The organism is Parazoarcus communis (genome assembly GCF_003111665.1).
Lineage (GTDB): Bacteria > Pseudomonadota > Gammaproteobacteria > Burkholderiales > Rhodocyclaceae > Parazoarcus > Parazoarcus communis_B.
Window position 1 is genome coordinate 3848920 of the sequence record NZ_CP022188.1, and the last position, 24099, is coordinate 3873018.

Below are 24099 nucleotides of genomic sequence, written 5' to 3' on the forward strand. Positions count from 1 at the left end.
TTCGGCCTTTACGACCCCTTCGGTCCGGCCTCAGAACCGGATGAAAAGTGTTCCAAAGTGAATCCGAACCTGACCCGTCTGCACTCCTACCCGTTTGAAAAACTGCGCAAGCTGTTCGAGGGTATTACGCCACCTGCCGGCCTCAAGCCCATCAGGCTCTCGATCGGCGAACCCCAGCACGCTACGCCGAACTTCATTCGTCAGGCATTGGCCGACAACCTCGACGGACTCGCGACCTACCCCACCACCCAGGGCTCGGATGCGTTGCGCGGTGCCATTGCCGGCTGGCTGCAGCGACGTTACGGCCTGCCCGCGATCGACGCGGCAAGCCAGGTACTGCCGGTTAACGGATCGCGCGAGGCGCTGTTCGCCTTCGGCCAGTGCGTAATAGACGGCAAGCGACCGGGCGCCAAAGTGCTGTGTCCGAACCCCTTCTATCAGATCTACGAGGGCGCGGCCTTCCTGGCCGGCGCTGAGCCGGTGTTTTTGAACAATGTGCCAGGCAATGGATTCGCGTCCGATTTCGACAGCATTCCGGAGGAAACCTGGCGCGACGTGCAGCTCGTATTCGTGTGTTCGCCGGGCAATCCGACCGGGCGCGTTCTCAGCCAGGAAGAATGGCAGCGCCTGTTCGAACTCTCCGACCAGCACGATTTCGTGATTGCGGCGGACGAATGTTATTCGGAAATCTATTTCGACGACGACGCACGCCCCATCGGCGCACTCGAGGCGGCCCACCGTCTGGGGCGCACCGACTTCCGCAACGTGGTGATGTTCTCCAGCCTGTCCAAGCGTTCCAACGTCCCAGGTCTGCGCTCGGGATTCGTCGCCGGCGACGCACGCATTCTCAAGGACTTTCTGCGCTACCGCACATACCACGGCTGCGCGATGAGCAATACTGTGCAGGCAACCTCGATTGCAGCCTGGAATGACGAAGCCCATGTCGCAGAAAACCGCCGCCTGTACCGCGAAAAGTTCGCCCTGATCACGCCCATGCTGTCAGCCTGCCTCGAAGTCGAATTGCCGGACGCCGGATTTTACCTGTGGGCGCGTACCCCGCTGCCCGACACCGAGTTCGCTCGTCGCCTGCAGGCTGAATATAATGTGACGGTGCTGCCCGGCAGCTACCTCGCCCGCGAGTCCGGCGGAATCAACCCCGGCGCCGGCTTCGTGCGCATTGCGCTCGTGGCCGACACCGCCGAATGTGTGGAAGCGGCGGAACGTATCGTCGCCTTCTGTCAAAAACTGTAAGAGAGCCCCCTCAAATGCAAGAACTGCAAACCATCATCGACACCGCCTTCGAAAACCGCGCCAGCCTGTCGCCCTCCTCCGCTCCGGCCGAGATCCGCAATGCCGTGGAAAGCGTGATTGCAGGCCTCGACGCCGGCACACTGCGCGTTGCCGAAAAGAAGGATGGCCAGTGGGTGGTTAACCAGTGGATCAAGAAGGCCGTTCTGATCTCCTTCCGTCTGCGTGACAACGAAGTCATGCCGGCCGGCAGCCTCAACTTCTTCGACAAGGTGCCCACCAAGTTCGGCGATTACACCCCCGAACAGTTCCGCGAAGGCGGCTTCCGCGTGGTGCCGCCTGCCGTCGCACGCAAGGGCAGCTTCATCGGCAAGAACGTGGTGCTGATGCCCTCTTACGTGAACATCGGCGCCTATGTCGATGAAGGCACCATGGTGGACACTTGGGCAACCGTCGGTTCCTGCGCCCAGATCGGCAAGAACGTGCACCTGTCGGGTGGCGTCGGGATCGGTGGCGTGCTCGAACCCATCCAGGCCGGACCGGTGATCATCGAGGACAATGTCTTCGTCGGCGCGCGCTCGGAAGTCGTCGAAGGCGTGATCATCGAAGAGAACGCCGTGCTGTCGATGGGTGTGTACATTGGCCAGAGCACCAAGATCTACGATCGCGAAACCGGCGAAGTGCATTACGGCCGTGTCCCGGCCGGCGCTGTTGTCGTGCCCGGCAGCCTGCCTTCGGCCTGCGGCAAGTACAGCCTGTACTGCGCGGTCATCGTGAAAAAAGTGGACGCACAGACCCGCGCCAAGACCGCCATCAACGATCTGCTGCGCGCCTGATCCGACGTTTCTGCCTTCAACGGGGCTTCGGCCCCGTATTTGATTGACCTGCCCGGGAGTCCGAAGCAATGATTTTCGACAAGCTTTTCCAGCTCATGGCCGAAAAACAGGCCTCGGATATCTTCATCACGGCGGGTGCTCCGATCCACATCAAGATTCAGGGTCATACCGTACCGATCAATCAGCAGGTCATGGATCCCGCCATGACCCAGAAGATGATCTACGAGATGATGACGCCGGAGCAGATCGAGCACTTCGAGCGCGACAAGGAGCTGAACCTCTCGTTTGGTCGTCGCGATGTCGGCAACTTCCGGGTCAACGTGTTTCTCCAGCGCAATTCGGTTGCCGTGGTTGTGCGCTTCATCCAGGGCGACATCCCAACCATCGAGAGCCTTGGCCTGCCTGGCTCCTTGAATGATGTCGTGATGGAAAAACGTGGTCTGGTACTCGTGGTTGGCGCCACGGGTTCCGGCAAATCGACCACGCTTGCGTCGATGATCGACCACCGCAACCGTAACCGCACCGGGCATATCCTGACGGTTGAAGACCCGATCGAGTATCTGTTCAAGCACCGCAAGTCGGTCGTCAACCAGCGCGAAGTCGGCATCGACACCCATAGCTGGCACGAAGCCCTGCGCAACGCCATGCGTCAGGCGCCCGACTGCATCCTGATCGGTGAAATTCGCGACAAGGAAACCATGCAGGCTGCGCTCGCCTATGCGCAGACCGGGCATCTGTGCCTGGCCACCCTGCACGCCAACAATGCTTATCACGCGCTGAACCGGATCTCCAACTTCTTCCCGATGGAGAACCGCTCCCTCCTTTATCTCGACCTTTCCGTTGCACTGCGCTGCATCATCTCGCAGCGCCTGGTCCGCAAACCCGACGGAAGGCGGATTCCGGCAGTTGAGACCCTGATGAACACCCGTCATGTGGCGGAACTGATCGAACGTGGCGAAATCAATGCGGTGAAGGAAGCCATGGAGCAAAGCCTTGCCCCCGGCTCACAGACCTTCGAGCAGGACCTGTTCCGTCTCTATCACGAAAAGATCATCACCCTCGACGAGGCCCTGGCCAACTCCGATTCGCCAACCAACCTGTCGTGGCTGATCAACAACGCCCAGTTCAACCCCAACGCCAAGACCGACAACGAAAAACCGGCCCCGCAGATCACGGACTTCGAGAGCACCCAGCCCGACGGCGCCTCCTTCCGTGAATTCACCCTGCACCTGGACGGAAACGGCTAGTACCGCACACAATAAAACATGAACATGTCCCTCCCCGACGACCCGACGCTTGCACTTGCCTGCGATCTGATTTCACGTGCCTCCGAAACCCCCGAGGATGCCGGCTGCCTTGACCTGATTCAGGCACGTCTCGCCCCGCTCGGTTTCCGCTTTGAACGTATCGATGTCGGCGGCGTCTGCAACCTTTGGGCACGCCGCGGTGAACATGCTCCGGTACTGTGCTTTGCCGGTCACACCGACGTTGTCCCGACCGGCCCCCTCGAGCGCTGGGACAGCCCCCCGTTCGAGCCCACGATTCGCGACGGCATGCTCTATGGCCGTGGCGCGGCCGACATGAAAACCTCGCTCGCCGCATTCGTGACCTCGATCGAGCAGTTCATTGCCGATCACCCGAACCACAGCGGCAGCATTGCGCTGCTGCTTACGTCAGACGAGGAAGGCATTGCCTCCCACGGCACGGTCAAGGTCGTCGAAGCGCTCGCTGCGCGCGGCGAACGGCTCGACTACTGCATCGTTGGCGAACCCACCTCGGTGAACACCCTGGGTGACACCATCAAGAATGGCCGCCGTGGTTCGCTCTCCGGCACGCTTCGCGTCAAGGGCCAGCAGGGGCACGTCGCCTACCCACAACTGGCACGCAATCCGATTCACATGCTCGCACCCGCGCTGGCCGAACTCACCACCATCCGCTGGGATGAAGGCAACGAGTTCTTTCCCGCAACCACCTGGCAGGTCTCAAATATTCACGCCGGCACCGGTGCCAACAACGTCATTCCCGGCGAATGCGAAGTGATGTTCAATTTCCGCTTCGCGTCGGTGTCGACCGCAGATGAACTGAAGGCGCGCACGCATGAAGTGCTCGACCGCCACGGACTCGAATACACGATCGACTGGCACCTCTCGGGCAAGCCCTTCATCACCGGTCGTGGCAAGCTGGTCGCCGCACTGTCGGGCGCGATCAGCGAAACGCTCGGCGTCGAAACCGAGCTATCCACCACCGGCGGCACCTCGGACGGCCGTTTCATTGCAGATATCTGCAGCGAAGTCGTCGAGTTCGGCCCGGTCAACGCCACCATCCACAAACTGAACGAGTGCGTCGCAGTTGATGCGATCGCACCGCTTTCCACCGTTTACATGCGCACCCTGCGCACTCTACTGGCTGCCTGACCCTGACATGACCCACGACACCGACGCTCACGAGCACGACGAACACGATCACGACCACGAGCACGAAAGTGGCCCGCTTGCCGAACTCGTTACCGTACGCGACTGGCTGCGCTACGCCGTCACCCGTTTCAATCGCGGCCAGGTTTTTTGCGGCCACGGCGTCACCAGCGTTTTCGACGAAGCCGCATGGCTGATCCTGTCCTCGCTCGCGCTCCCGATCGACCGCCTCGACCCCTTCCTCGACGCCTGCATTCCGTCCGATGAGCGCGTTGCACTGTTCGAGAACATCGAGCGCCGCGTCGTCGAACGCGTACCCACGGCCTATCTGGTCAAGGAAGCCTGGCTCGGGGATTTCCGCTTCTACGTCGATGAACGTGTGATCGTGCCGCGCTCCTTCTTTGCCGAGCTGCTCGACGAAGGGTTCTCGCCCTGGATCGAGGACCCCGACACCGTCACCAGCGCACTCGACCTGTGCACCGGTTCCGGCTGCCTTGCCATCCTGATGGCACACGTCTTCCCCAACGCCGACATCGCTGCGGTCGACCTTTCCGAAGACGCGCTGGCCGTCGCCCGCCGCAACGTAGACGACTACGGCCTTGGCGATCAGGTCGAACTGATCCAAAGCGACGTGTTCAGCAATGTCGGCGACCGTCGTTTCGACCTGATCCTGAGCAACCCGCCCTACGTCACGGCCGATGCAATGGCAGCCCTGCCCGCCGAATACCGCCACGAGCCCGAAATGGCGCTCGCTGCCGGTAGCGACGGGCTCGACATCGTGCGAACATTGATCGCGGAAGCGGCCAGTCATCTCCACCCCGAGGGGATACTCGCGGTGGAAGTCGGGCACAATCGTGATCTGGTGGAAAGTGCATTCCCGGAACTGCCGTTCAACTGGCTCAGCACACGCGGGGGCGAAGACATGGTATTCATTCTGCGACGAGAAGATCTGCCGGGCGCCCAGGACTGAGCGCACCGGAATTCCGTGCCGGCCTGCATGGCAGACCGGCACGTTCGGGGAGAGAACAAGATGGCGATGGAACGCCCGATTCTGCTGATCGAGGACAACCCCGATGACGAAGCCCTGACGCTACGCGCGTTCACAAAGAACCGGATCACCAATCCGGTTGTCGTGGCCAGAGATGGCGTCGAGGCCATCGATTACCTCACCGGAACCGGCTCACATCAGGGGCGGGACATGACGGTCATGCCGGTGCTGATTCTGCTCGACCTCAAACTGCCCCGGATCGACGGTCTGGAAGTGCTGCGCCGCATTCGCGCGGAAGAGCACACCGCGATGCTGCCGGTGGTGGTGCTCACGACATCGCGCGAAATCCAGGACATCCAGCAGGCCTACCGGCTCGGCGCCAACAGCTATATTCGTAAGCCGGTGGACTACGAGCGCTTCATTCACGCCGTCAGCCAGATTGCCCTGTACTGGCTGACGCTCAACGAAACGCCCGAAAGCGCGGCAAACAGCCCGTACTGATCAACTGCACAGGCCCGCTCACGCGCAGGAAGCACACGGTGCAGCCGCTCGCCTGATACGCAAAAAAAGACCCGCTCAGCTTGACGCTTGCGGGTCTTCTTCCTTGCGACTCCGGGCTGTCGCCCACTGTCGCTGACCGAGCACTTAGCTCAGCTCATCGATCCAGGCCTGCTGAATGCCTTCGAGAATGCGTTCACCACAGTGCTTCGCATCATCGTCAAACTCGGGCAAGGCAAGCACCCAGTTCATCAGGTCGACAAAATTCACCTTGGTCGGGTCGACATCCGGATGTGCATCGGCAAGCTGGATACCGATCTCCTGAACTTCAGTCCATTTCATCAGTGCTTGCCCTCCCTAGCCATGTTGATGGTGTAGCGCGGAATCTCGACCACCAGCGGAACGGCACGGACGACAGCCTGACAGGAGAGCCGGGACTGCGGTTCCAGGCCCCAGGCCTTGTCCAGCAGATCCTCCTCCTCTTCTTCCGCTTCTCCGAGCGAGGAAAAGCCCTCACGCACGATCACGTGGCAGGTCGTGCAGGCACAGGACTTCTCGCATGCGTGCTCGATCTCGATGCCATTTTCAAGCAGGCCGTCACAGATGGTGGTGCCTTCGGCAACCTCCAGAACCGTTCCCTCCGGGCACAGTTCGACATGCGGCAGCACAATAATCTGGGTCATACAGGAATCTCATCTATCTTGTGACCGGCAAGCGCGGAACGGATGCTGCTGTCCATGCGCCGCGCGGCAAATTCGTCGGTAGCTTTGGCAAGCGCCTCGATCCCGGCCTTGATTGCGCGATGATCCTCGCCGTCGCGCAGACTGCGCAAACGGGCAAGCACTTCATCGATCTGCGCTCTTTCAGCTTCGTCGAGCAACTGCCCATCCTTGAGCAGCGCCTGCTCGGTCGCTTCAATGACACGGTCGGCTTCGACCTGCTGCTCGCGCAGGGCACGCGCAACGAGATCGTCTCCGGCGCGTTCGACACCGGCCTGCAACATGCCAGCGATCTCGTCGTCGGACAGGCCGTAGGACGGCTTCACCAGCACACTGGCCTCGACGCCCGAGGACATCTCGCGTGCAGACACCGACAGCAATCCATCGGCATCCACCTGGAAAGCCACCCGGATGCGGGCTGCACCCGCCACCATCGGCGGAATCCCGCGCAGCTCGAAGCGCGCCAGCGACCGGCAATCCGACACCAGTTCGCGCTCGCCCTGAACCACGTGGAAAGCCATGGCGGTCTGACCATCCTTGAAGGTCGTGAACTCCTGGGCACGTGCAATCGGCAGTGTTGCATTCCGGGGCACGACCTTCTCAACCAGGCCACCCATGGTTTCCAGGCCGAGCGACAGCGGGATGACGTCAAGCAGGAGCCAGTCCTCGTCATCTTCCTTGCGGTTGCCGACCAGCGCATTCGCCTGCATGGCGGCACCGAGTGCCACGACCTTGTCGGGATCGAGGTTGGTCAGCGGCTCCTGCCCGAAATATTCGGCAACTGCGCGCTGGATGTGGGGCATGCGCGTCGCACCGCCCACCATCACCACGCCCTTGATCTCTTCCGGGCTCAGGCCTGCGTCGCGCAGCGCCTTGCGCACCGGACCGAGGGTTTTCTGCACCAGGTGACGGGTGAGCTGCGCGAACTGGTCACGACTGATGACCAGGTTGATCTCCTCTCCCGAACTCAGCACAAGGTGGATTGGCGCCTCTTCACAGGCCGTCAGCAACTCCTTCGCCTCGCGCGCCTTGATCTGCAGACGGCGCGAGTCGGTGGATGACAGCGGCGGCAACTTCGATTCTTCGAGAATCCAGCAGAACAGCCGATGATCGAAGTCGTCACCGCCGAGCGATGCGTCGCCGTTGGTCGACAGCACCTCGAACACGCCACGTGACAGCTTGAGAATGGAGAGATCGAAGGTGCCGCCGCCAAGGTCGTACACCGCATACGTGCCTTCGGCCGCGTTATCGAGCCCATAGGCCACCGCAGCAGCGGTCGGTTCGTTAAGCAGCCGCAGTACATCCAGCCCGGCCAGGCGGGCCGCGTCCTTCGTGGCCTGACGCTGGGCATCGTCAAAATAGGCCGGAACCGTGATCACCGCGCCGCTCAGCACACCGCCAAGGCTCGCCTCCGCACGCAGGCGCAGCGTGCGCAGGATCTCGGCAGAAATTTCAACCGGGCTCTTCACGCCCTGCACCGTGCGCAAACGCACCATGCCGGGGCTGTCCTCGAAGTCGTAAGGCATGGTTTCGACGTGAGCTACATCCTTGAGCCCGCGTCCCATGAAACGCTTGACCGACACGATCGTGTTGCGCGGGTCGCTTGCCTGCGCCTGAATCGCCGACTGACCGACATCAATGCTGCCATCGGCGCGATATCGCACGATGGAAGGCAGCATCGAACGGCCCGTTTCATCGGCAAGGCACACCGCGATGCTGTTGCGCACCGTGGCGACCAGCGAGTTTGTGGTGCCGAGGTCGATACCCACCGCGAGCCGGTGCTTGTGCGGCTCGGTGGACATTCCGGGTTCTGCGATCTGCAACAGTGCCATCAGGGAATTCCAGATTCAGGTTTCGAGTGCCTCAAGGGCGTCGTCAATCTCGTTTTGAAGTTTCTCGATGAACATCAGGCGACGCACCGTATCGGCCGCGGCCGCGTAATCCTGTGCTTCGTCAAGTTCGCGGGCAAGGCTGCCCATCACTTCTCGCGAGTGCCCGCGCAAGCGCTGGTGCAGTTGCTCGAGCTCATCGATCTCGCCCGCCTGGCGGGCCTCTTCGACCGCTTCACGCCACTCCATCTGTTCCATGAGGAATTCAGGGGACATCGCGGTGTTGGTCTCCAGGCCGGCGTCGATACCTGCCAGTTCAAGCAGGTACTGGGCACGCGGCAAGGGCTTCTTCAAGGTACGAAAACCTTCGTTCACTCGCGTCGCCCACTGCATGGAGCGGCGCTTCTCGAGGTCGGAAAGGTGTGCGTGACGATCCGGATGAACCTGAGACTGGAGCTCATGCCAGGCATGATCCAGTTTCGGCTCATCCAGTTCGAAACGGCGCGGCAGGCCGAATAGGGAGAAAAAATCCTGCGTCAGGTCGATGCTCATGCCGTCATGTGCTTCCGTTCAAACCGTCAGACGTTGAAGCTTTCGCCGCAACCACACGCGTCCTTGACGTTCGGGTTGTTGAACTTGAAGCCTTCGTTCAGGCCTTCACGTACGAAGTCGAGTTCGGTGCCTTCAAGATACACAAGGCTCTTCGGGTCCACGATGACCTTGACGCCATGGCTGTCGAACACGAGGTCTTCAGTCAGCGCCTCGTCAACGAACTCAAGCTTGTATGCCATGCCGGAACAGCCCGAGGTCTTCACCCCGAGTCTGATACCCAAGCCTTTGCCGCGCTTGGCGATGAAATTGGCAACGTGCTTGGCTGCGCTTTCGGAAAGAGTGACGCCCATCATGAACCTCCTGCTCAGGCTTCGTGCTTCTTCTTGTAGTCGGCAACGGCCGCCTTGATGGCGTCCTCGGCCAGGATCGAACAGTGGATCTTGACCGGCGGCAACGCCAGTTCCTCTGCGATCTGCGTGTTCTTGATCTCGAGGGCCTGATCGATCGTCTTGCCCTTCACCCACTCGGTGACGAGCGAGCTCGACGCGATCGCCGAGCCACAGCCGTAGGTCTTGAACTTGGCGTCTTCGATCACGCCGTCCTTGCCAACCTTGATCTGCAACTTCATTACGTCGCCACAGGCGGGCGCGCCGACCATGCCGGTCGCAACGCTGTCGTCGTCCTTGGCAAACGATCCGACGTTACGCGGGTTTTCGTAGTGGTCCAGAACTTTTTCGCTGTATGCCATTTTCGTTCTCCTGATTCTGTATTTTAGTGCGCAGCCCACTGCACGGAATCGAGATCGACGCCATCCTTGAACATTTCCCAAAGCGGGGAAAGCTCGCGCAGCTTGCCGATCTTCTTGTGCAGCAGGTCGATGGTGAAGTCGATTTCTTCTTCGGTGGTGAAGCGGCCGATGGTGAAACGAATCGAGCTGTGAGCCAGTTCATCGTTACGCCCCAGCGCGCGCAGTACGTAGGACGGCTCAAGGCTGGCCGACGTACATGCCGACCCGGACGAGACCGCAATATCCTTGATCGCCATGATCAGGGACTCGCCTTCGACGTATGCGAAGGAAATGTTCAGGTTGTGCGGAACGCGATGCTCGAGATCGCCATTCACATAGGTTGCCTCGATATCCGTCAGCCCTTTGAGCAGGCGGTCGCGGAGTTCGCGAATGCGCGTATTTTCGGTGCTCATCTCCTCACGTGCAATACGGAAGGCCTCGCCCATGCCGACGATCTGGTGCGTGGCCAGGGTACCCGAGCGCAAACCACGCTCGTGACCGCCGCCATGCATCTGCGCCTCGAGACGGACACGCGGCTTGCGCCGGACGTACAGCGCGCCAATGCCTTTCGGGCCGTAGGTCTTGTGCGCCGAGAAGCTCATCAGATCGACCTTGAGCGTATTCAGGTCGATCTCGACCTTGCCCGTCGCCTGCGCTGCATCGACATGAAAGATGATGCCCTTCTCACGACAGATCTCGCCGATTTCGGCGATCGGCTGGATCACGCCGACTTCGTTGTTCACGAACATCACCGAAACCAGGATGGTGTCCGGACGCAGTGCAGCCTTGAGCACCTCGAGATCGACCAGACCGTTTTCCTGCACGTCGAGATAGGTGGCCTCGAAACCTTCACGCTCAAGTTCGCGGAAGGTGTCCAGCACCGCCTTGTGCTCGGTCTTCAGGGTAATGATGTGCTTGCCCTTGCCCTTGTAGAAGTGCGCAGCACCCTTGATCGCAAGGTTGTTGGATTCGGTTGCGCCAGAGGTCCAGATGATCTCTTTCGAATCGGCACCCACCAGTGCGGCCACCTGTTCGCGTGCGTCCTCGACCGCCTTCTCTGCCGACCACCCGTATGCATGCGAGCGGCTGGCGGGGTTACCGAACTGCTCGGTAAGCCAGGGAATCATGGCTGCGGCCACTCGGGGATCGACCGGCGTGGTCGCAGAGTAGTCGAGATAGATCGGGAACTTCAGCATTGCGTTTCTCCGCGAATTCGTTATGTCTTGTCAGGCTGCCATTGCAGCCAGGTTTCTCAATTCGTGCACGATACGTGCCAGCGCAGTGTCAAAATCGGCAAGCTGCTGAGCGGTGGTATCACGACCAAGGCTGACCCGAACCGCCGACCGGGCCAACTCAGGCGCCACGCCCATTGCCAGCAGCGTGTGCGATGGCTCCGGGTTAGCGCTGGAGCAGGCGGAACCGCTGGCGCAGGCGAAGCCTGCACGATCCAGTTTGCCCACCAGGGTTTCACCATCAAGCCCTTCAAACCCGAAAAAGCTGGTGTTCGGCAAGCGATCGCCAGCCTTCGAAAACAGTACTGCGCCGGTGGCGGCAAGCGACTGCTCAAGCCGCTCACGCAGGACAAGCAGGCGATCATGCTCTTCGCGCTGCTGCTTTGCAGCGAGTTCGCACGCAAGGCCAAAACCAACGATTGCAGCCACGTTCTCGGTACCCGAGCGCAGCCCGCGCTCCTGACCACCGCCGGCGATCAAGGGGGCGAGTTCAACCCGCTTGTCCACGATCAGGGCACCGGCACCTACCGGACCACCGATCTTGTGCGCAGACAGCGTCATTGCATTGACACCCAGCACACGGAAATCAACTTCGATCTTGCCAAGGGCCTGCACCGCATCCGTGTGCATGTAAGCACCACCGGCGCGGGCCTCGGCTGCATGGGCATGCACGTCCTGCAGCACACCGGTTTCGTTGTTCGCCAGCATGATCGAGACCAGCGACGGCCTGGCCTCAAGCGTCGAGCGCCAGTCATCGGCACGCAGACGCCCTTCGGCATCCACACCCACTTCACGCATCACCCAGCCACTGCGACGCAACTGCCGTGCAGGCTCCCGCACACAGGGGTGCTCGACCGCACTGACCGCAACGAGGCCGGGCTTCATCATGGCCGCAGCACCCTTGATGAAGAGATTGTTGGCTTCGGAACCACCACTGGTAAACACCACCTCGGTCGGATGCGCATTCACCGCCGCCGCCACCTGCGCGCGCGCAGTGTCGAGTGCAGCACGCGCCTGACGACCGTACTCGTGACGGCTCGATGCGTTCCCGAAGCGTTCGCCAAGCCAGGGCAGCATTGCCTCGCGCACCGCCGGATCGAGCGGCGCACTCGCATTCCAGTCGAGGTATACCGGGGCAAACATGCTTGTCACCTGCTCAGGCTGTCGCCACATCTTGCAGCGTACTCGCTGCACGACGCCGCACTTCACGCAGCACATTCACATCTGGGTCAGGCTTCACTTCACGCGCAACCAGCGCGCCGAGCGTCACCGAATCCAGGTAGGCGTACATGCGCTTGTTTAGGTTGGTCCACAGATCGTGAGTCAGACACCGATGCTCGTCGTGGCAATTCTGTTTGCCACCGCACATTGTCGCATCAAGCGGTTCGTCGACGGCGATGATGATGTCGGTCACCGTGATTGAGCGCATGTCGCGCGCGAGACGATATCCACCGCCGGGGCCACGCACACTCGTCACCAGTTTGTAGCGACGGAGCTTGCCGAACAACTGCTCAAGATAGGACAGAGAGATCTTCTGGCGCTCGGCGATACCGGCCAGGGTAACCGGACCGTCTGCCTGTCGCGCAGCCAGATCGATCATCGCCGTGACGGCAAAGCGACCTTTAGTCGTGAGTCTCATGATGATTCCTCGAAGCAGAATTGAGGGCAAACGGGCGAATACCCGAACATTTCACTCAACTATACATATCCCGACAAAAACGGTCAACTACTCGGCGCTCAGGCCCAGTCAATCGACCATCTTGGACAATCGGGACGCATCGAAATCATCAGAAGACTCGACCGAGGGGTCAAGTTTCAAGCCCGCAGCCTCCATTCGCTTGCAGATCACCTGGAAGCGGCGGTCAGTTTCTACCGCGTGGTCGAGCAGACCATGCAAGGCCTTCGCTACCGGATCGTCCATGTCGCGAGTCACACCATAGGCGGAGAAGCCCATCTGCTCGGCTTTCTGTGCGCGCTCTGCGTCACGCTCGGCATCCAGAACGCGTGCCGGATTGCCAACGGCCGTAGCCCCGGCCGGCACCGGCTTCACCACGACGGCATTGGAGCCGATCTTGGCACCGTCGCCAACGGTGAATCCACCCAGCACCTTCGCCCCGGCCCCCACCACCACCCCTTTTCCGAGTGTCGGGTGGCGCTTGGTTCCGCGATAGAGCGACGTTCCACCCAGCGTGACGGCCTGATAGATGGTGCAGTCGTCGCCGATTTCGGCGGTTTCTCCGATCACCACACCCATGCCGTGATCGATGAACACGCGACGCCCGACAACGGCCCCTGGATGAATCTCGATCCCGGTCAGAAAACGGCTCACATGGCTGACGAAGCGGCCAACCCAGTAAAAGCGCCGGCGCCAGGCAGCATGCGCAAACCGGTGAAAGATCAGCGCATGGACACCCGGATAGCAGGTCAACACCTCCAATGTAGAGCGGGCGGCAGGGTCGCGTTCGCGAACGCTGGCCAGGTCTTCACGCAGGTGTTCAAACATGTGACGCGATCTCCGGAAAAAGAGGGTATGGGGCTCGAGACCCCAAGGCCTCGGGCAACAATAGTCGACTATTTTACTAGGCTTTGCGCTGAAAGCTAGAGAGCATTCCACGAAGAATGCCGACTTCTTCCTTTTCGAGCCTGACCCGGCCAAAAAGCCGCCGGAATCGTGGCATCAGCCTGCGCGGATTCTGCGGTTCATGAAAACCGCTTTCAGTCACCGCCTGCTCAAGGTGCGCGAGAAAACCTTCGACCTCGGCATGCGTCGCAGGCTGAGGTTGAGGATCTCCGGCATAAACTTCGGGCGGCTCGAGCGCAGCCATGCGCAACTCGTAGCTGAGCAACTGCACTGCAGCCCCAAGGTTAAGCGAGGAAAAGTCTGGATTGGTCGGGATTGTCACCGGCATCGCGCACAGGCTGACCTCTTCGTTGGACAGCCCACTGGTTTCGTTGCCGAATACCAGCGCGAGCTCGCCACGATCGGCCCACTGCACCATTTCCACTGCGGCAGCACGTGCGGTGACACGCGGCAGGCTCAATTCGCGACGACGGGCGGTGACGGCCGCGGCCAGCACCGTGCCCGCAAGCGCCTCTTCGAGGGTATCCACAACACGCGCCGATTCGAGCAGGTCCGTCGCACCGGACGCCCGTGCATCGGCCACCGGATCGGGGAAGCAGGCAGGCGAAACCAGCCACAATTGCGACAGCCCCATGGTTTTCATCGCGCGCGCAGCAGCCCCGATATTGCCTGGATGACTCGGCCGGGAGAGCACGACACGGATGCGATCAAGCGCAAAGCCGCCATTCATATTAAAATTCACCGTTTTTCGTATCTGATCGTGACGGGGCGCACTGCCCTGGACCGCTCCACCCGCCGAGACCGAGCCGCATGCATCCCATCCTGAATATCGCCGTAAAGGCCGCCCGCCGTGCCGCAACCGTCATTAACCGGGCTTCGACCCAGATCGACCTGCTTACGGTCGAGTCCAAATCGCCCAACGACTTCGTGACCGAGGTTGACCGCGCTGCCGAGAAAGCCATCATCGAAGTTCTTCGTGAAGCCTACCCGGGGCACGGGATTCTAGCAGAGGAGTCCGGCGAGTCCGGCGCCGAAAGCGAATTCGTGTGGATCATCGATCCCCTCGACGGCACCACGAACTTCATCCACGGCTTCCCGCAGTACGCGATCTCCATCGCGTTGACCAAGAACGGCGTGCCCGAGCACTGCGTCGTGTACAACCCGGTCAACAACGAACTGTTCACCGCAACGCGCGGCAGCGGCGCCTACCTCAACGACCGCCGCATTCGCGTGTCGCGTCGTGTGCGCCTTGCCGACGCACTGGTCGGTACCGGCTTCCCCTACCGCGAATTCGGCAACATCGACGCCTACCTTGCCATGTTCCGCGAGCTGACGCAGAAGACTGCAGGCATCCGTCGCCCGGGCGCAGCCGCGCTTGATCTGGCATATGTTGCAGCCGGTCGCCTCGATGGCTTCTGGGAAATGGGCCTCTCGCCCTGGGACATGGCAGCGGGCGTCCTGCTGGTTCAGGAGGCTGGCGGTCTGGTGTCCGACTTCGCAGGCGAAGGCAACTTCCTGACGACGGGCAACGTGGTTGCCGGCACCCCCAAGGTGTTCGCTCAGATGCTGCCCATCATCCAGTCCTACCGCACCGACAGCATCCAGAGCTGATCCGTTATCCGTTCTTGCCAGGACACCGCACACACGTGCAGTGTCCTGTGACGGAGAACGCAGTACTTATTCCCGCTATCAGGCAACGCTGTAGCGGAACTGCCCCTGCTCGCCTGCCGAGACCCGGATCTCCCTGACGGCTTCGCCATCGGCCATGCGGGCAAGCACCTCACCCGCGATCTCGGGGAGCAGGGATCCGTTCAGGATGTGATCGACATTACGTGCGCCGGAGTCCACTTCGGTGCAACGCGCCAGCACGGCCTCGGTCAAGGTATCGTCATGGACAAAGCGCGCCTTGTGGTTGGCGGCCACCCGCTCACGAATGCGGGACAGCTTGAGCTCGATGATTTCTGCCAGCACCGTGTCGCTGATCGGATAGAAGGGGACCACCTTCATGCGCCCTAGAAACGCTGCCTTGAAGCGCTGATGCAGCACCGGCGCCAGACGGGCAGCGAGTTCGTCTGCCGTGGGCATGGCTTCATCCGCCACGTTCAGACACGATGCCATGATCTGCGCCGAGCCGACGTTGCTCGTGAGAATGATCAGCGTGTTGCGGAAATCGATCTCGCGCCCCTCAGCGTCTTCGAGCACCCCTTTGTCAAAGACCTGGAAGAACAGTTCGAGCACATCGGGATGGGCCTTTTCGACCTCGTCCAGCAGCAGCACACAATGCGGGTTGCGCCGCACCGCCTCCGTCAATACACCGCCCTCTCCGTATCCGACATAGCCGGGCGGTGACCCCTTCAGGCCTGCTACCGAATGGGCCTCCTGGTATTCACTCATGTTGATCGTGACCAGTTTGCGTTCGCCACCATAGAGCAGGTCGGCCAGCGCAAGCGCAGTTTCCGTCTTACCCACGCCTGAGGGGCCAACAAACAGGAAGACCGCCTTGGGCTTGCACGGATCCTCCAGATTGGCCCGTGCCGTTCTCACACGCTGCGCGACGGCCTCCAGAGCATGGTCCTGGCCCCTGACCCGTTCTGCCATCAGCGCCTTCAACCCGAGAATGGTCCGAATCTCATCCTTGAGCATCCGTCCGAGCGGGATGCCCGTCCACCCAGACACCACATCGGCAACCAGTTGCCGATCGACCTGCAAGGGAACCATCGATGCGTTCTGCTGCACCGAGGCCAGCGTCTTCAGCAGCCGGTCGAGGGTGCCGCCCCGCCGCCGCCCCGAGCCCCTTGCCGAAGCCCCGGTCGCGGGAAGTGCCTCGAGTGCAGTCTGCGCCTGGCGGATCTTCCTCACGAGCGCCTGTTCGCGCTCGAAGCGCTTGTGCAGGGTCTCAAGCACCTTCGACTGCCTTGCGATCGCAGTGTCAAGCTCGGCAAGGCGGTCGTGATGTTCCGCCGAGCTCAGCGATTCCCGCTTAAGGGCAGACTGCTCCTCTCGCAGTCGGGCCAGGCCCTGCCTTGCGTCCTCCAGCTCCGCAGGGGTTGCGCATTGCCCGAGTGCGACGCGCGCGCAGGCGGTATCGAGCACACTGACGGCCTTGTCGGGCAGCTGTCGTGCGCCAATGTAGCGGCTGGACAAGCGCACGGCTTCGATCACCGCTTCTTCGAGAACCCTGATTCCGAAATGCGCCTCCAGCGCGGGCACCGTTGCCCGCAACATCGCGCAGGCGAGTGTCTCGTCCGGCTCATCGACCCGGACGACCTGAAAGCGACGCGACAGGGCGGCATCCTTGTCGATGTACTTCTTGTACTCCGCCCAGGTCGTCGCCCCCACGGTGCGCAACTCCCCGCGCGCAAGCGCCGGTTTGAGCAGATTGGCGGCGTCGCCTTGGCCCACCGGCCCACCCGCGCCGATCAGCCCGTGCGCCTCGTCGATGAACAGGATTACCGGGCGCACACTTGCACGGACCTCGTCGATAACGCCCTTGAGACGCTGCTCGAATTCACCCTTCACACTCGCGCCAGCCTGCAGCAAGCCGATATCGAGTGCGAGCAACTCGACATCCCGCAGGGCCGGGGGCACATCGCCACTGGCGAGCCGAAGGGCGAGTCCCTCTACCACTGCGGTCTTTCCAACCCCGGCCTCACCCGCAAGCATGGGGTTGTTCTGCCGTCTCCTCATCAGGATGTCGATCATCCTGCGAATCTCTGCGTCACGCCCGATCACCGGATCCAGCTTCCCCGCGCGCGCCAGTCGGGTCAGGCTGACCGTAAAGCGGTCGAGCGCAGGGGTACGGCGCGACGCTGGATCAGCCCCGGAGCGCGCAAAGCCATTGCTGCCTTCTGCATCAGCAGCGGAACACGGCGGCACCCTGCCCTCACTTGAGCCCGAGGTAAGCGAATCAAACTCCGCCCGCAAGGCATCGATGCGAACCCGGCCCAGAGTGGCAGGAAAACGCTGCGCTAACTGGCTCAACTCCGGGTCCCCTGCAAGCCCGAACAGGACATGAGCGCTGCGAACGAAAGGCGATTGTGACTCGAGAGAGGCATGCAACCAGGCACGCTCCAGCAAACGCACAAGCCGTGCCGAGAACACAGGCGTTTGTGCGTTTCCAGTCTGATTCCCGGAGAGTGTGCGTTCGAGATCGTCAGCAAGCGCGCCTGCACTCACGCCAAAGCTGCGGCACACCAGAACGAAGTCGGTCGTTTCCTGTTCGCACAATGCGAGGAGCACATGCTCGGGTTCGATGACATGGTGAGTGCGGGCGACGCAAAGACTGGCGGCCCGTTCGAGCGCAACACGACAGTCGGGATTGAGTTTGGCGATCAGGGCTTTGAGCGAAATATGCATGGCGAGGACAGGCTTCAGGAAGGATGAATATCGAATGCGGGGTCGCTGCGGTCGGACGTCGCCGGACGGGAACACACAAAGCTGTCGAACCCCAGCCGATAACCGGGGAGCCCAGACAGCCGGCAAGGTTTCACATCCGCGGCCATGAGTACCGGTCGAACCTCGTACTCCAGCCGAAGGCCGGTGAGCAGATGCAGCAGCTTCTTCATCGCAGCGGCACGCTCACTTCCGGGAAGAAAGTCACGGTATGTGGCAAGTGACAGCGGCCCGAGGAAGATGCGGACACGAAGGTCGCACTGCCAGATCCGCTCACCCAGCAGCACATCATGTCCGAGTTGTACGTTTGCCCGTCCGAGCCCTGCGCGCTGTGCTGCATCGAGTCGATACCAGCGACCGACGAACTGCTCCAGCCGAACCGCCACCCGGAAGTAGGACGAAAGCACACGCTGCAGTGCAGTTCCCGACACCGGGCGCTGCCGGATCAGCGCTGCGAAATGCGCCAGCGACTCGTCGTCGATCGCGCCCGGCGCCTCGTTCAGACGATCGCGCAGCCCATCCTGACCGAGGCCGCAGAAGGCGAGCACCTGAGGCATGAAATGCTTGCGTCTGTCGTGCTCGTACATCAGCGCGAGCTTGTATTTTCTCCACGCCAGATAGAATTGAGCAACAACGCGATCGGAGAAGAGATCGAAGAACGCATGCGCTCCGCGGTCACCGGCAAGACGCAGGGATTCAATGGTTTGCTCGGTGTAGTGTGCGGGCAGAGTGCCGTGGATGCCGAGGAAGCCAATGAAGCTCGGGGTCAGTTCGACCGTCCGCAACAAGCCCTCCTCACCGGCAAGCGAGTCTTCCTGGATCAGTGTCACGGACTCGAGCTGGCTCGGCGCAAAGCCGAGCCCGAGCGAATTGGAGAAGCGCAGCAATGGCGAAAGCGCACTTTCCCGCTGCGGTCCCGAACCGAGTTCGCGGTCAAGCAGACGAACGGACTGGAAGAACTCGAAGGACCACGGCGCTTCGAGCAGATGCCCGATCAGCCCAGGATCGATTCGCCGCTGCGTGGTTTGCACCGGATCAACTCCTCGGCGGTACGGCTCGACACCAGCACCACCTGCACAAAACTGTTGAGATGAACGTACAGGCCGAGAAAGCAATCCATCACGCGGGCAAAGACGTCCAGACCACTGCCGACAAACGCATCCTCGTCAATCGTGATCCTCACCTCGATGCCGCGCACAAAGCAGGCAAAGGGCTTGCCGTTGAGCCATGTGGTTTTCGTGACGTTCTCAATACCCTTGATACCATCGATCTTCCGACCGTTCAGCGTGGTTCGCGGGAGGTCATACAGGCAGAGCATTTCACGGAAGGCCTGCAGGCCACTGCCCGAGATGGAGAGATGATTGAGGGAAAGGTGCGACACAAGACGCCACAGACCGTCCCGCTGATGGTCGAATCGACAGGATGCTGTCGGCCGTCTCAGCAGGCGAACCGGACCGGAGTGTAGCCCCCCCTCTGGAATGAGCTCTGCTCCCGGTCCATTGACCGGCAACAAGGTCGGCAAGTCACGATTGGTACAAGTGAGCGCTACACTGAGCACATCGGATTGACGTGACGGCACCCCCGCTGCCGATTCGACGATTGCGATGCCGGTTTCATGCCCCGGACTCTTCTCCGCAAGCTGCGCATTGCGCGAGGAAATCCAGTAATTTCCATCCTCAATTGCGCGTTCGCCATGGCGCAGGGAGAAGAACGGACGAAACTCGGTAATCTGCTCACCCTGCCCGCTCTGACTGACCCGATGAACCGAGTCGATGGATGCAACCTCGTAGGCAAACGCGCGACGCGCATCTGCAATGACGGAAAAACAGGTTTTCTGACCACTCAAGCGGATAGGCTCGCCACGCTTGGGAAAGAGATTCACGACCGGCACACAGCCTGTACGCAGGGTCCGCGTATCGATTCCCTGAAGCAGGCGCGCCGCATCGCTCTCCGCATGCAGACCTGAAAGGGCAAAGTGAAGCGTCAGCTCGTCGTGCTGCAGGAGGTCCGGTGGCAATCTGCCCAGACACAGATCAAAGAAGCTGAACTTCTCCGGAAAGGCAAAATACTCGGTCAAGTAACGGTAACCGTCATGCACGTTGGACGGATAGTCGACCAGCGCCTCTTCCGCCCGAAACCCAACGGCTTCAATCAGGCTTGCGCTCACTCGCCGCCATCCGGAGTCACATTCAACGAAAGTAGCTGCGACGGAGAGGAACAGTGCATCACGCAGTGCAGCCGTAACCGATTGCGCAGCATCGATATAAAGACGCACCGTTGATTGTCCGGACGACGCAGCCTCGCCAGAACCATGAGTCCGTCGCAGGTCCAGACTCAACATTGCACTGGCGCCTGGCGGCAGGCTGACCCGGGCAGGCAGGGATGGGACAGGACTGAAGCACGCGCGGCTCAAGTGCATCGTGGATGTCGATACGTCCCAGGCTGTTCTGAACGTACATTCGGCACCATTCACGGCGCGTGACTTCAGTGTGGTTCCGCGCGGAATCGTGATGCCTTCAGGCGGGTCCAAGGGCATTTCCGCATTCTGGAAACAGGCGATCGAACACGAGGGAAACGGGCGCAGGTAATGCGGATACAGCACGCTCAGGAGCGACTCGGCGAACTCCGGATAGCTATCCTCCAGGCGTTTGCTGACACGGGCGCTGAGCAACGCGAAGGACTCGATCATGCGCTCGACGTGCGGATCGTCCGAGCCCTCCCCCGACATCATCAGACGAGAGGCGATCTTGGGATAACGCTCGGCGAACTCCCTGCCGCGGGTGCGCAGGAATGCAAGTTCGCGCTCGTAGTGCGGGAGCAGATCCTTCATCTCAAACCCCTGCACGCGCCATGCTGTCGGACCCGACCAAATACTGCTGTGTCGTGGGCTTGAGCATCAGATCGAAGCTCACTGCCTCGCAAAGCGGCCGGACCACCAGCAGCGCCCTGACGGTGAACAGCAACCGGTTCTCCGATCTGCGATCGCTGTCGAATGCCACATCGACATTTCGCAGACGCGGCTCATTCAGGACAATCGCTGCGCGCAATGCCTGCAGAATTGCAGCACGGTCTCCGAGGCTGCTAAGGCTCAGGCTTGAGAAATCGCTCAGCCCATAGTGAATGACCGAGCGCCTCGCTTCCGGGAATGCGGAAAATGCGCTGCCCGGTATGCCGATCCGCGTATTCAGCAAGGATTCCAGATCCCGCGCAACCGAAGCCTTGAGCCGGTCCAGAGACAAGCCCTGGCGCGGCGATGGGTCGCCCGCAGCACCAAACAGTTTCTCGTGCAGAGAGGGTTCAAAACCTGTCACGTCATCTGGCTCCGCCCGGGGTGGCACGAGCGATCACCACCCCGGCTATCACGTCTGCATTCAAGTCAGGCTTGGCGTATTCGTGGCGAGATTCCACGCACCCTGAATATTGACCTTACCCGTCTTGCTGCCATCGATATTCAGCTCATCGTAAGTCCACTTGACCGCGGAGTACTTGAGCGAAAAGCTTTCCATCGGAATACCCTCGCTCGATACGTTCGGCGACACTGATGCAACCAGCACATTCTTGAGCTCGATCTTCAGGTACTGATGGCGATTCTGCGTACTGCCGGGGTTGCCGGTCGTATTCTTCCCGCCATATGCGCGATAGAAGCAGATCACTACGTCATTGATCACGAGACCCGACGAACAGGCCTGATAAAGCTTGGGGCTGGAACCGTCGATATCCTTGGTGAACACCATTTCATCGTGCTCGCAGCGCTCGGCCGTATGTCCGCCCGAACTTGATGCCGTGGCGGACTTGGGCTGTCGAATGGAGTGCGACCAGGTGTAGACCTCAATCTGATCCTTGTGCTTCGAATCCCGCGAATCCCCCTTGATATCGCTACCCTTGAACTCAACGTAGATATCCTTCATTTCCTATCAACTCCCCGGTGATTGAACAGAAAAATCAACTCTTGCTTGTCTGCGGCAGTTCGGCCACGAGCCGCAGGGAAACCGACAGCTCATCGAGCTGAAAATGAGGGCGAATGAATGACACCGCTCGATAGACGCCCGGCCGCCCTGGCACTTCGCTGACCTCTATGGAAGCCTCCCGAAGTGGAAACTGCGCCTTTGTTTCCTGCGATGCGGAATCGTCTGCGGTGACGTACTGGTCGATCCATCGCTGCAGATAGCGCTCGACGTTTGCGGCCGAGGCGAAGCTCCCGATCTTTTCGCGCATCATGGCCTTCATGTAGTGCGCGATCCTGCACACCGCAAAGATGTACTGCAGTTGCGCCGATAGCGAAGCGTTCGCGTTCGCGGAATCGGTGTCGTAGCGCCGCGCCTTCTGCGCCGACTGCGCACCAAAGAAAGCCGCATAGTCGGTGTTCTTGCAATGAACAAGGGGCATGAAGCCAAGATCACTCAGCTCCTTTTCGCGCCGGTCGGTAATGGATATTTCGGTCGGACACTTGAGTGCGACCTCACCCTCATCGGTCCTGAACACGTGAGCAGGAAGATCCTCGACCAGACCACCGCCTTCCACACCCCGAATCGCCGCACACCAGCCGTGGCGTTCGAATGCGCTGGTCAGTCTGGCAGCGAAAGCGAAGGCCGCGTTGCACCACAGGTAGCGGGAATGATCGGCGCCGTCGACATCCTCGATGAAGTTGAACCCCTCAGTGACGAGTCCATCCACCGGGTTGTAAGGCAGGCGCCCGAGAAACCTTGGCAGGGTGAGTCCGACGTAGCGTGAATCCTCCGACATGCGGAAGGACTTCCACTTCACGTACTCGACCGTATCAAACACCTTGGCAAGGTCGTGCGGCTTCCCCAGCTCGGTGAATGACTCAAGGCCAAAGAGTTCAGGCGAAGCAGCAGCGATGAACGGCGCATGTGCAGCCGCCGCGACATGGCTCAGCTGTTCAAGCAGATACAGTTCTTCCGGTTGCCGGGTGAGCTGAAAATTGCCTATCAATGCACTGAAAGGCGCACCACCGAAGGTGCCGAACTCCTCCTCGTACACTTTCTTGAAGACCACGCTCTGATCGAAATCGATCGCCGCCTTGAAGTCCTTGACCAGCTCCCTTGCGGTCACATTCATCAGCTTGATCTTGATCTTCGTCCCCGTTCCGGTTTGCCTTACGAGGTAGTTCAAGCCTGTCCACGACGCTTCGAGTTCCTGGAGCGCCGGCGCGTGCATGATTTCACTCAACTGGGCTGAGATCAGGCGATCGAGCTCCGCTATCCGGACATCGATCGAGGCGGCGAGGTTCTCCGAAACAACAAGCTCGCCCTGAAGGACCTGTTCAGCGAGTTCACCGATGATGTCCCGCGCGCGATCCCGCTCGACCGGCGATCGCGCAACACGACTCTCGTCGATAATCCTGTCGAGCAGACTCTGCCCGGGAACGGGCACGACCGTTGCAGCTTCGAGGCGGGAGTTCATTCCGTCACCTCGCTGTCCGAGCCCGGTTCATTGCGCCCAATCTGCGTGAGCGCATCCGTCCGGGCGAGCACGTCTGCCAGCAGGTCTTCAAGCTTTTCGTTGCCGGCGAGCTTGTTCCTCAGCTCTGCCAGGCGCGTGCGCGCCTCCATCAGCCTTTGCAGCGGCCTGACCTGCTCGACAATCGACTCGGGGCGAAAATCCTCGAATCGCCTGAAGTTCAATTCCACACTCAGTTCGCCGCCGGCATGCGTCAGGCGGTTCGGAACCCTGAAGACGGTCCTCGGCGCAATGCTGTTCATGACGTCGTCGAAGTTCTCCCGGTCGACATTCACGAATTTCCGGTCGCGCAGACGCTGCTGCGGCGCTTCACTCGCCGCTGCAAAATCACCGACCACGCCAACAACGAATGGGAGCTCCTTGTGCTCGATCGCATCTCCGCGCTCCACATCGTAGGTAAGCTGAACACGGGGCGGTCGCACCCGTTGCAGCCGCTTTTGCATGCTTTCCCTTTTTGACACGCTGCACCTCCTGACCCTGCAGAAACACTTGCCACCGCCTTGTAGAGCAAGCCCGCATGGTTCCGCAGCAGTTCGCACGGCACC

Annotated in this window: 25 protein-coding genes; 7 read left to right on the forward strand and 18 right to left on the reverse strand. The window is 60.9% G+C overall.

Features of this window, described 5'->3' with window-relative positions; translation table 11 throughout:
• Positions 1 to 57: 57 nt before the first annotated feature.
• The 6 genes from dapC (at position 58) to CEW87_RS17595 (ending at position 5984) form a co-directional block, all read left to right on the forward strand.
• Complete coding sequence (dapC, locus tag CEW87_RS17570) at positions 58 to 1251, forward strand: succinyldiaminopimelate transaminase (RefSeq protein WP_108975076.1); 1194 nt, start codon at positions 58 to 60, stop codon at positions 1249 to 1251.
• A gap of 14 nt (positions 1252 to 1265) precedes the next feature.
• Positions 1266 to 2084, forward strand: a complete 819-nt coding sequence (dapD, locus tag CEW87_RS17575; protein ID WP_108948328.1) for a 2,3,4,5-tetrahydropyridine-2,6-dicarboxylate N-succinyltransferase — start codon at positions 1266 to 1268, stop codon at positions 2082 to 2084.
• Between the two features lie 68 nt (positions 2085 to 2152).
• Positions 2153 to 3331, forward strand: coding sequence for a PilT/PilU family type 4a pilus ATPase (locus CEW87_RS17580; RefSeq protein WP_108948329.1), 1179 nt, complete (start codon positions 2153 to 2155; stop codon positions 3329 to 3331).
• Positions 3332 to 3355: 24 nt separating this feature from the next.
• Complete coding sequence (gene dapE, locus CEW87_RS17585; protein ID WP_108977332.1) at positions 3356 to 4498, forward strand: succinyl-diaminopimelate desuccinylase; 1143 nt, start codon at positions 3356 to 3358, stop codon at positions 4496 to 4498.
• A gap of 7 nt (positions 4499 to 4505) precedes the next feature.
• On the forward strand, positions 4506 to 5465 hold the full coding sequence (gene prmB, locus CEW87_RS17590) for a 50S ribosomal protein L3 N(5)-glutamine methyltransferase (protein WP_108975078.1): 960 nt from the start codon (positions 4506 to 4508) through the stop codon (positions 5463 to 5465).
• 60 nt (positions 5466 to 5525) lie between these two features.
• Positions 5526 to 5984, forward strand: coding sequence for a response regulator (locus tag CEW87_RS17595; RefSeq protein ID WP_108975080.1), 459 nt, complete (start codon positions 5526 to 5528; stop codon positions 5982 to 5984).
• A gap of 144 nt (positions 5985 to 6128) precedes the next feature.
• Here CEW87_RS17595 and iscX read toward each other — a convergent pair whose 3' ends face one another.
• The 11 genes from iscX to CEW87_RS17650 form a co-directional block, all read right to left on the reverse strand.
• On the reverse strand, positions 6129 to 6323 hold the full coding sequence (iscX, locus tag CEW87_RS17600; protein ID WP_108948331.1) for a Fe-S cluster assembly protein IscX: 195 nt from the start codon (positions 6321 to 6323) through the stop codon (positions 6129 to 6131).
• A complete protein-coding gene (gene fdx / locus CEW87_RS17605) occupies positions 6323 to 6664 on the reverse strand; it encodes an ISC system 2Fe-2S type ferredoxin (RefSeq protein ID WP_108948332.1) in 342 nt (113 codons plus the stop codon). Before fdx ends, iscX begins: the two co-directional genes overlap by 1 nt.
• Positions 6661 to 8532, reverse strand: a complete 1872-nt coding sequence (gene hscA / locus CEW87_RS17610) for a Fe-S protein assembly chaperone HscA (protein ID WP_108975081.1) — start codon at positions 8530 to 8532, stop codon at positions 6661 to 6663. Before hscA ends, fdx begins: the two co-directional genes overlap by 4 nt.
• 15 nt (positions 8533 to 8547) lie before the next feature.
• Positions 8548 to 9081 (reverse strand): Fe-S protein assembly co-chaperone HscB, encoded by a 534-nt coding sequence (hscB, locus tag CEW87_RS17615; protein WP_108948334.1) that lies wholly within the window; start codon positions 9079 to 9081, stop codon positions 8548 to 8550.
• Positions 9082 to 9107: 26 nt separating this feature from the next.
• A complete protein-coding gene (gene iscA / locus CEW87_RS17620; protein WP_108951212.1) occupies positions 9108 to 9431 on the reverse strand; it encodes an iron-sulfur cluster assembly protein IscA in 324 nt (107 codons plus the stop codon).
• 14 nt (positions 9432 to 9445) lie between these two features.
• Positions 9446 to 9829: a Fe-S cluster assembly scaffold IscU gene (iscU, locus tag CEW87_RS17625; protein WP_108948335.1), complete on the reverse strand. Its 384-nt coding sequence runs from the start codon at positions 9827 to 9829 to the stop codon at positions 9446 to 9448.
• Between the two features lie 23 nt (positions 9830 to 9852).
• Positions 9853 to 11061 carry an IscS subfamily cysteine desulfurase gene (locus CEW87_RS17630; protein WP_199917231.1) on the reverse strand — a complete coding sequence of 403 codons (1209 nt, stop codon included), beginning with the start codon at positions 11059 to 11061 and terminating at the stop codon, positions 9853 to 9855.
• A gap of 33 nt (positions 11062 to 11094) precedes the next feature.
• Positions 11095 to 12243, reverse strand: coding sequence for a cysteine desulfurase family protein (locus tag CEW87_RS17635; RefSeq protein ID WP_108975085.1), 1149 nt, complete (start codon positions 12241 to 12243; stop codon positions 11095 to 11097).
• Positions 12244 to 12256: 13 nt separating this feature from the next.
• Positions 12257 to 12739, reverse strand: a complete 483-nt coding sequence (iscR, locus tag CEW87_RS17640) for a Fe-S cluster assembly transcriptional regulator IscR (protein ID WP_108948338.1) — start codon at positions 12737 to 12739, stop codon at positions 12257 to 12259.
• 108 nt (positions 12740 to 12847) lie between these two features.
• The gene (gene cysE / locus CEW87_RS17645) at positions 12848 to 13603 is read right to left on the reverse strand and encodes a serine O-acetyltransferase (RefSeq protein WP_108975087.1); all 756 of its coding nucleotides are present in this window, start codon (positions 13601 to 13603) and stop codon (positions 12848 to 12850) included.
• A gap of 76 nt (positions 13604 to 13679) precedes the next feature.
• A complete protein-coding gene (locus CEW87_RS17650; RefSeq protein ID WP_108975089.1) occupies positions 13680 to 14411 on the reverse strand; it encodes an RNA methyltransferase in 732 nt (243 codons plus the stop codon).
• Between the two features lie 80 nt (positions 14412 to 14491).
• Here CEW87_RS17650 and CEW87_RS17655 point away from each other — a divergent pair, with 80 nt between their 5' ends.
• Positions 14492 to 15292: an inositol monophosphatase family protein gene (locus CEW87_RS17655; protein ID WP_108975091.1), complete on the forward strand. Its 801-nt coding sequence runs from the start codon at positions 14492 to 14494 to the stop codon at positions 15290 to 15292.
• 78 nt (positions 15293 to 15370) lie between these two features.
• On the opposite strand, the gene tssH is transcribed toward CEW87_RS17655, so the two are convergent.
• Genes tssH through tssB form a run of 7 tightly spaced genes read right to left on the reverse strand, consistent with a single transcriptional unit; the run spans position 15371 to position 23997 of the window.
• The gene (tssH, locus tag CEW87_RS17660) at positions 15371 to 18037 is read right to left on the reverse strand and encodes a type VI secretion system ATPase TssH (RefSeq protein WP_108975092.1); all 2667 of its coding nucleotides are present in this window, start codon (positions 18035 to 18037) and stop codon (positions 15371 to 15373) included.
• Positions 18038 to 18051: 14 nt separating this feature from the next.
• Positions 18052 to 19104: a type VI secretion system baseplate subunit TssG gene (gene tssG / locus CEW87_RS17665; RefSeq protein ID WP_108975094.1), complete on the reverse strand. Its 1053-nt coding sequence runs from the start codon at positions 19102 to 19104 to the stop codon at positions 18052 to 18054.
• Positions 19068 to 20903 carry a type VI secretion system baseplate subunit TssF gene (tssF, locus tag CEW87_RS17670; RefSeq protein ID WP_108975096.1) on the reverse strand — a complete coding sequence of 612 codons (1836 nt, stop codon included), beginning with the start codon at positions 20901 to 20903 and terminating at the stop codon, positions 19068 to 19070. The genes tssG and tssF overlap by 37 nt, the downstream gene beginning before the upstream one ends.
• 1 nt (position 20904) lies before the next feature.
• A complete protein-coding gene (gene tssE / locus CEW87_RS17675; RefSeq protein WP_108975098.1) occupies positions 20905 to 21384 on the reverse strand; it encodes a type VI secretion system baseplate subunit TssE in 480 nt (159 codons plus the stop codon).
• Positions 21385 to 21444: 60 nt separating this feature from the next.
• Positions 21445 to 21981, reverse strand: a complete 537-nt coding sequence (locus CEW87_RS17680; protein ID WP_108975100.1) for an Hcp family type VI secretion system effector — start codon at positions 21979 to 21981, stop codon at positions 21445 to 21447.
• A gap of 34 nt (positions 21982 to 22015) precedes the next feature.
• Positions 22016 to 23497, reverse strand: a complete 1482-nt coding sequence (gene tssC / locus CEW87_RS17685) for a type VI secretion system contractile sheath large subunit (RefSeq protein WP_108975102.1) — start codon at positions 23495 to 23497, stop codon at positions 22016 to 22018.
• Positions 23494 to 23997, reverse strand: a complete 504-nt coding sequence (tssB, locus tag CEW87_RS17690) for a type VI secretion system contractile sheath small subunit (protein ID WP_234421571.1) — start codon at positions 23995 to 23997, stop codon at positions 23494 to 23496. The genes tssC and tssB overlap by 4 nt, the downstream gene beginning before the upstream one ends.
• Positions 23998 to 24099: the final 102 nt, after the last annotated feature.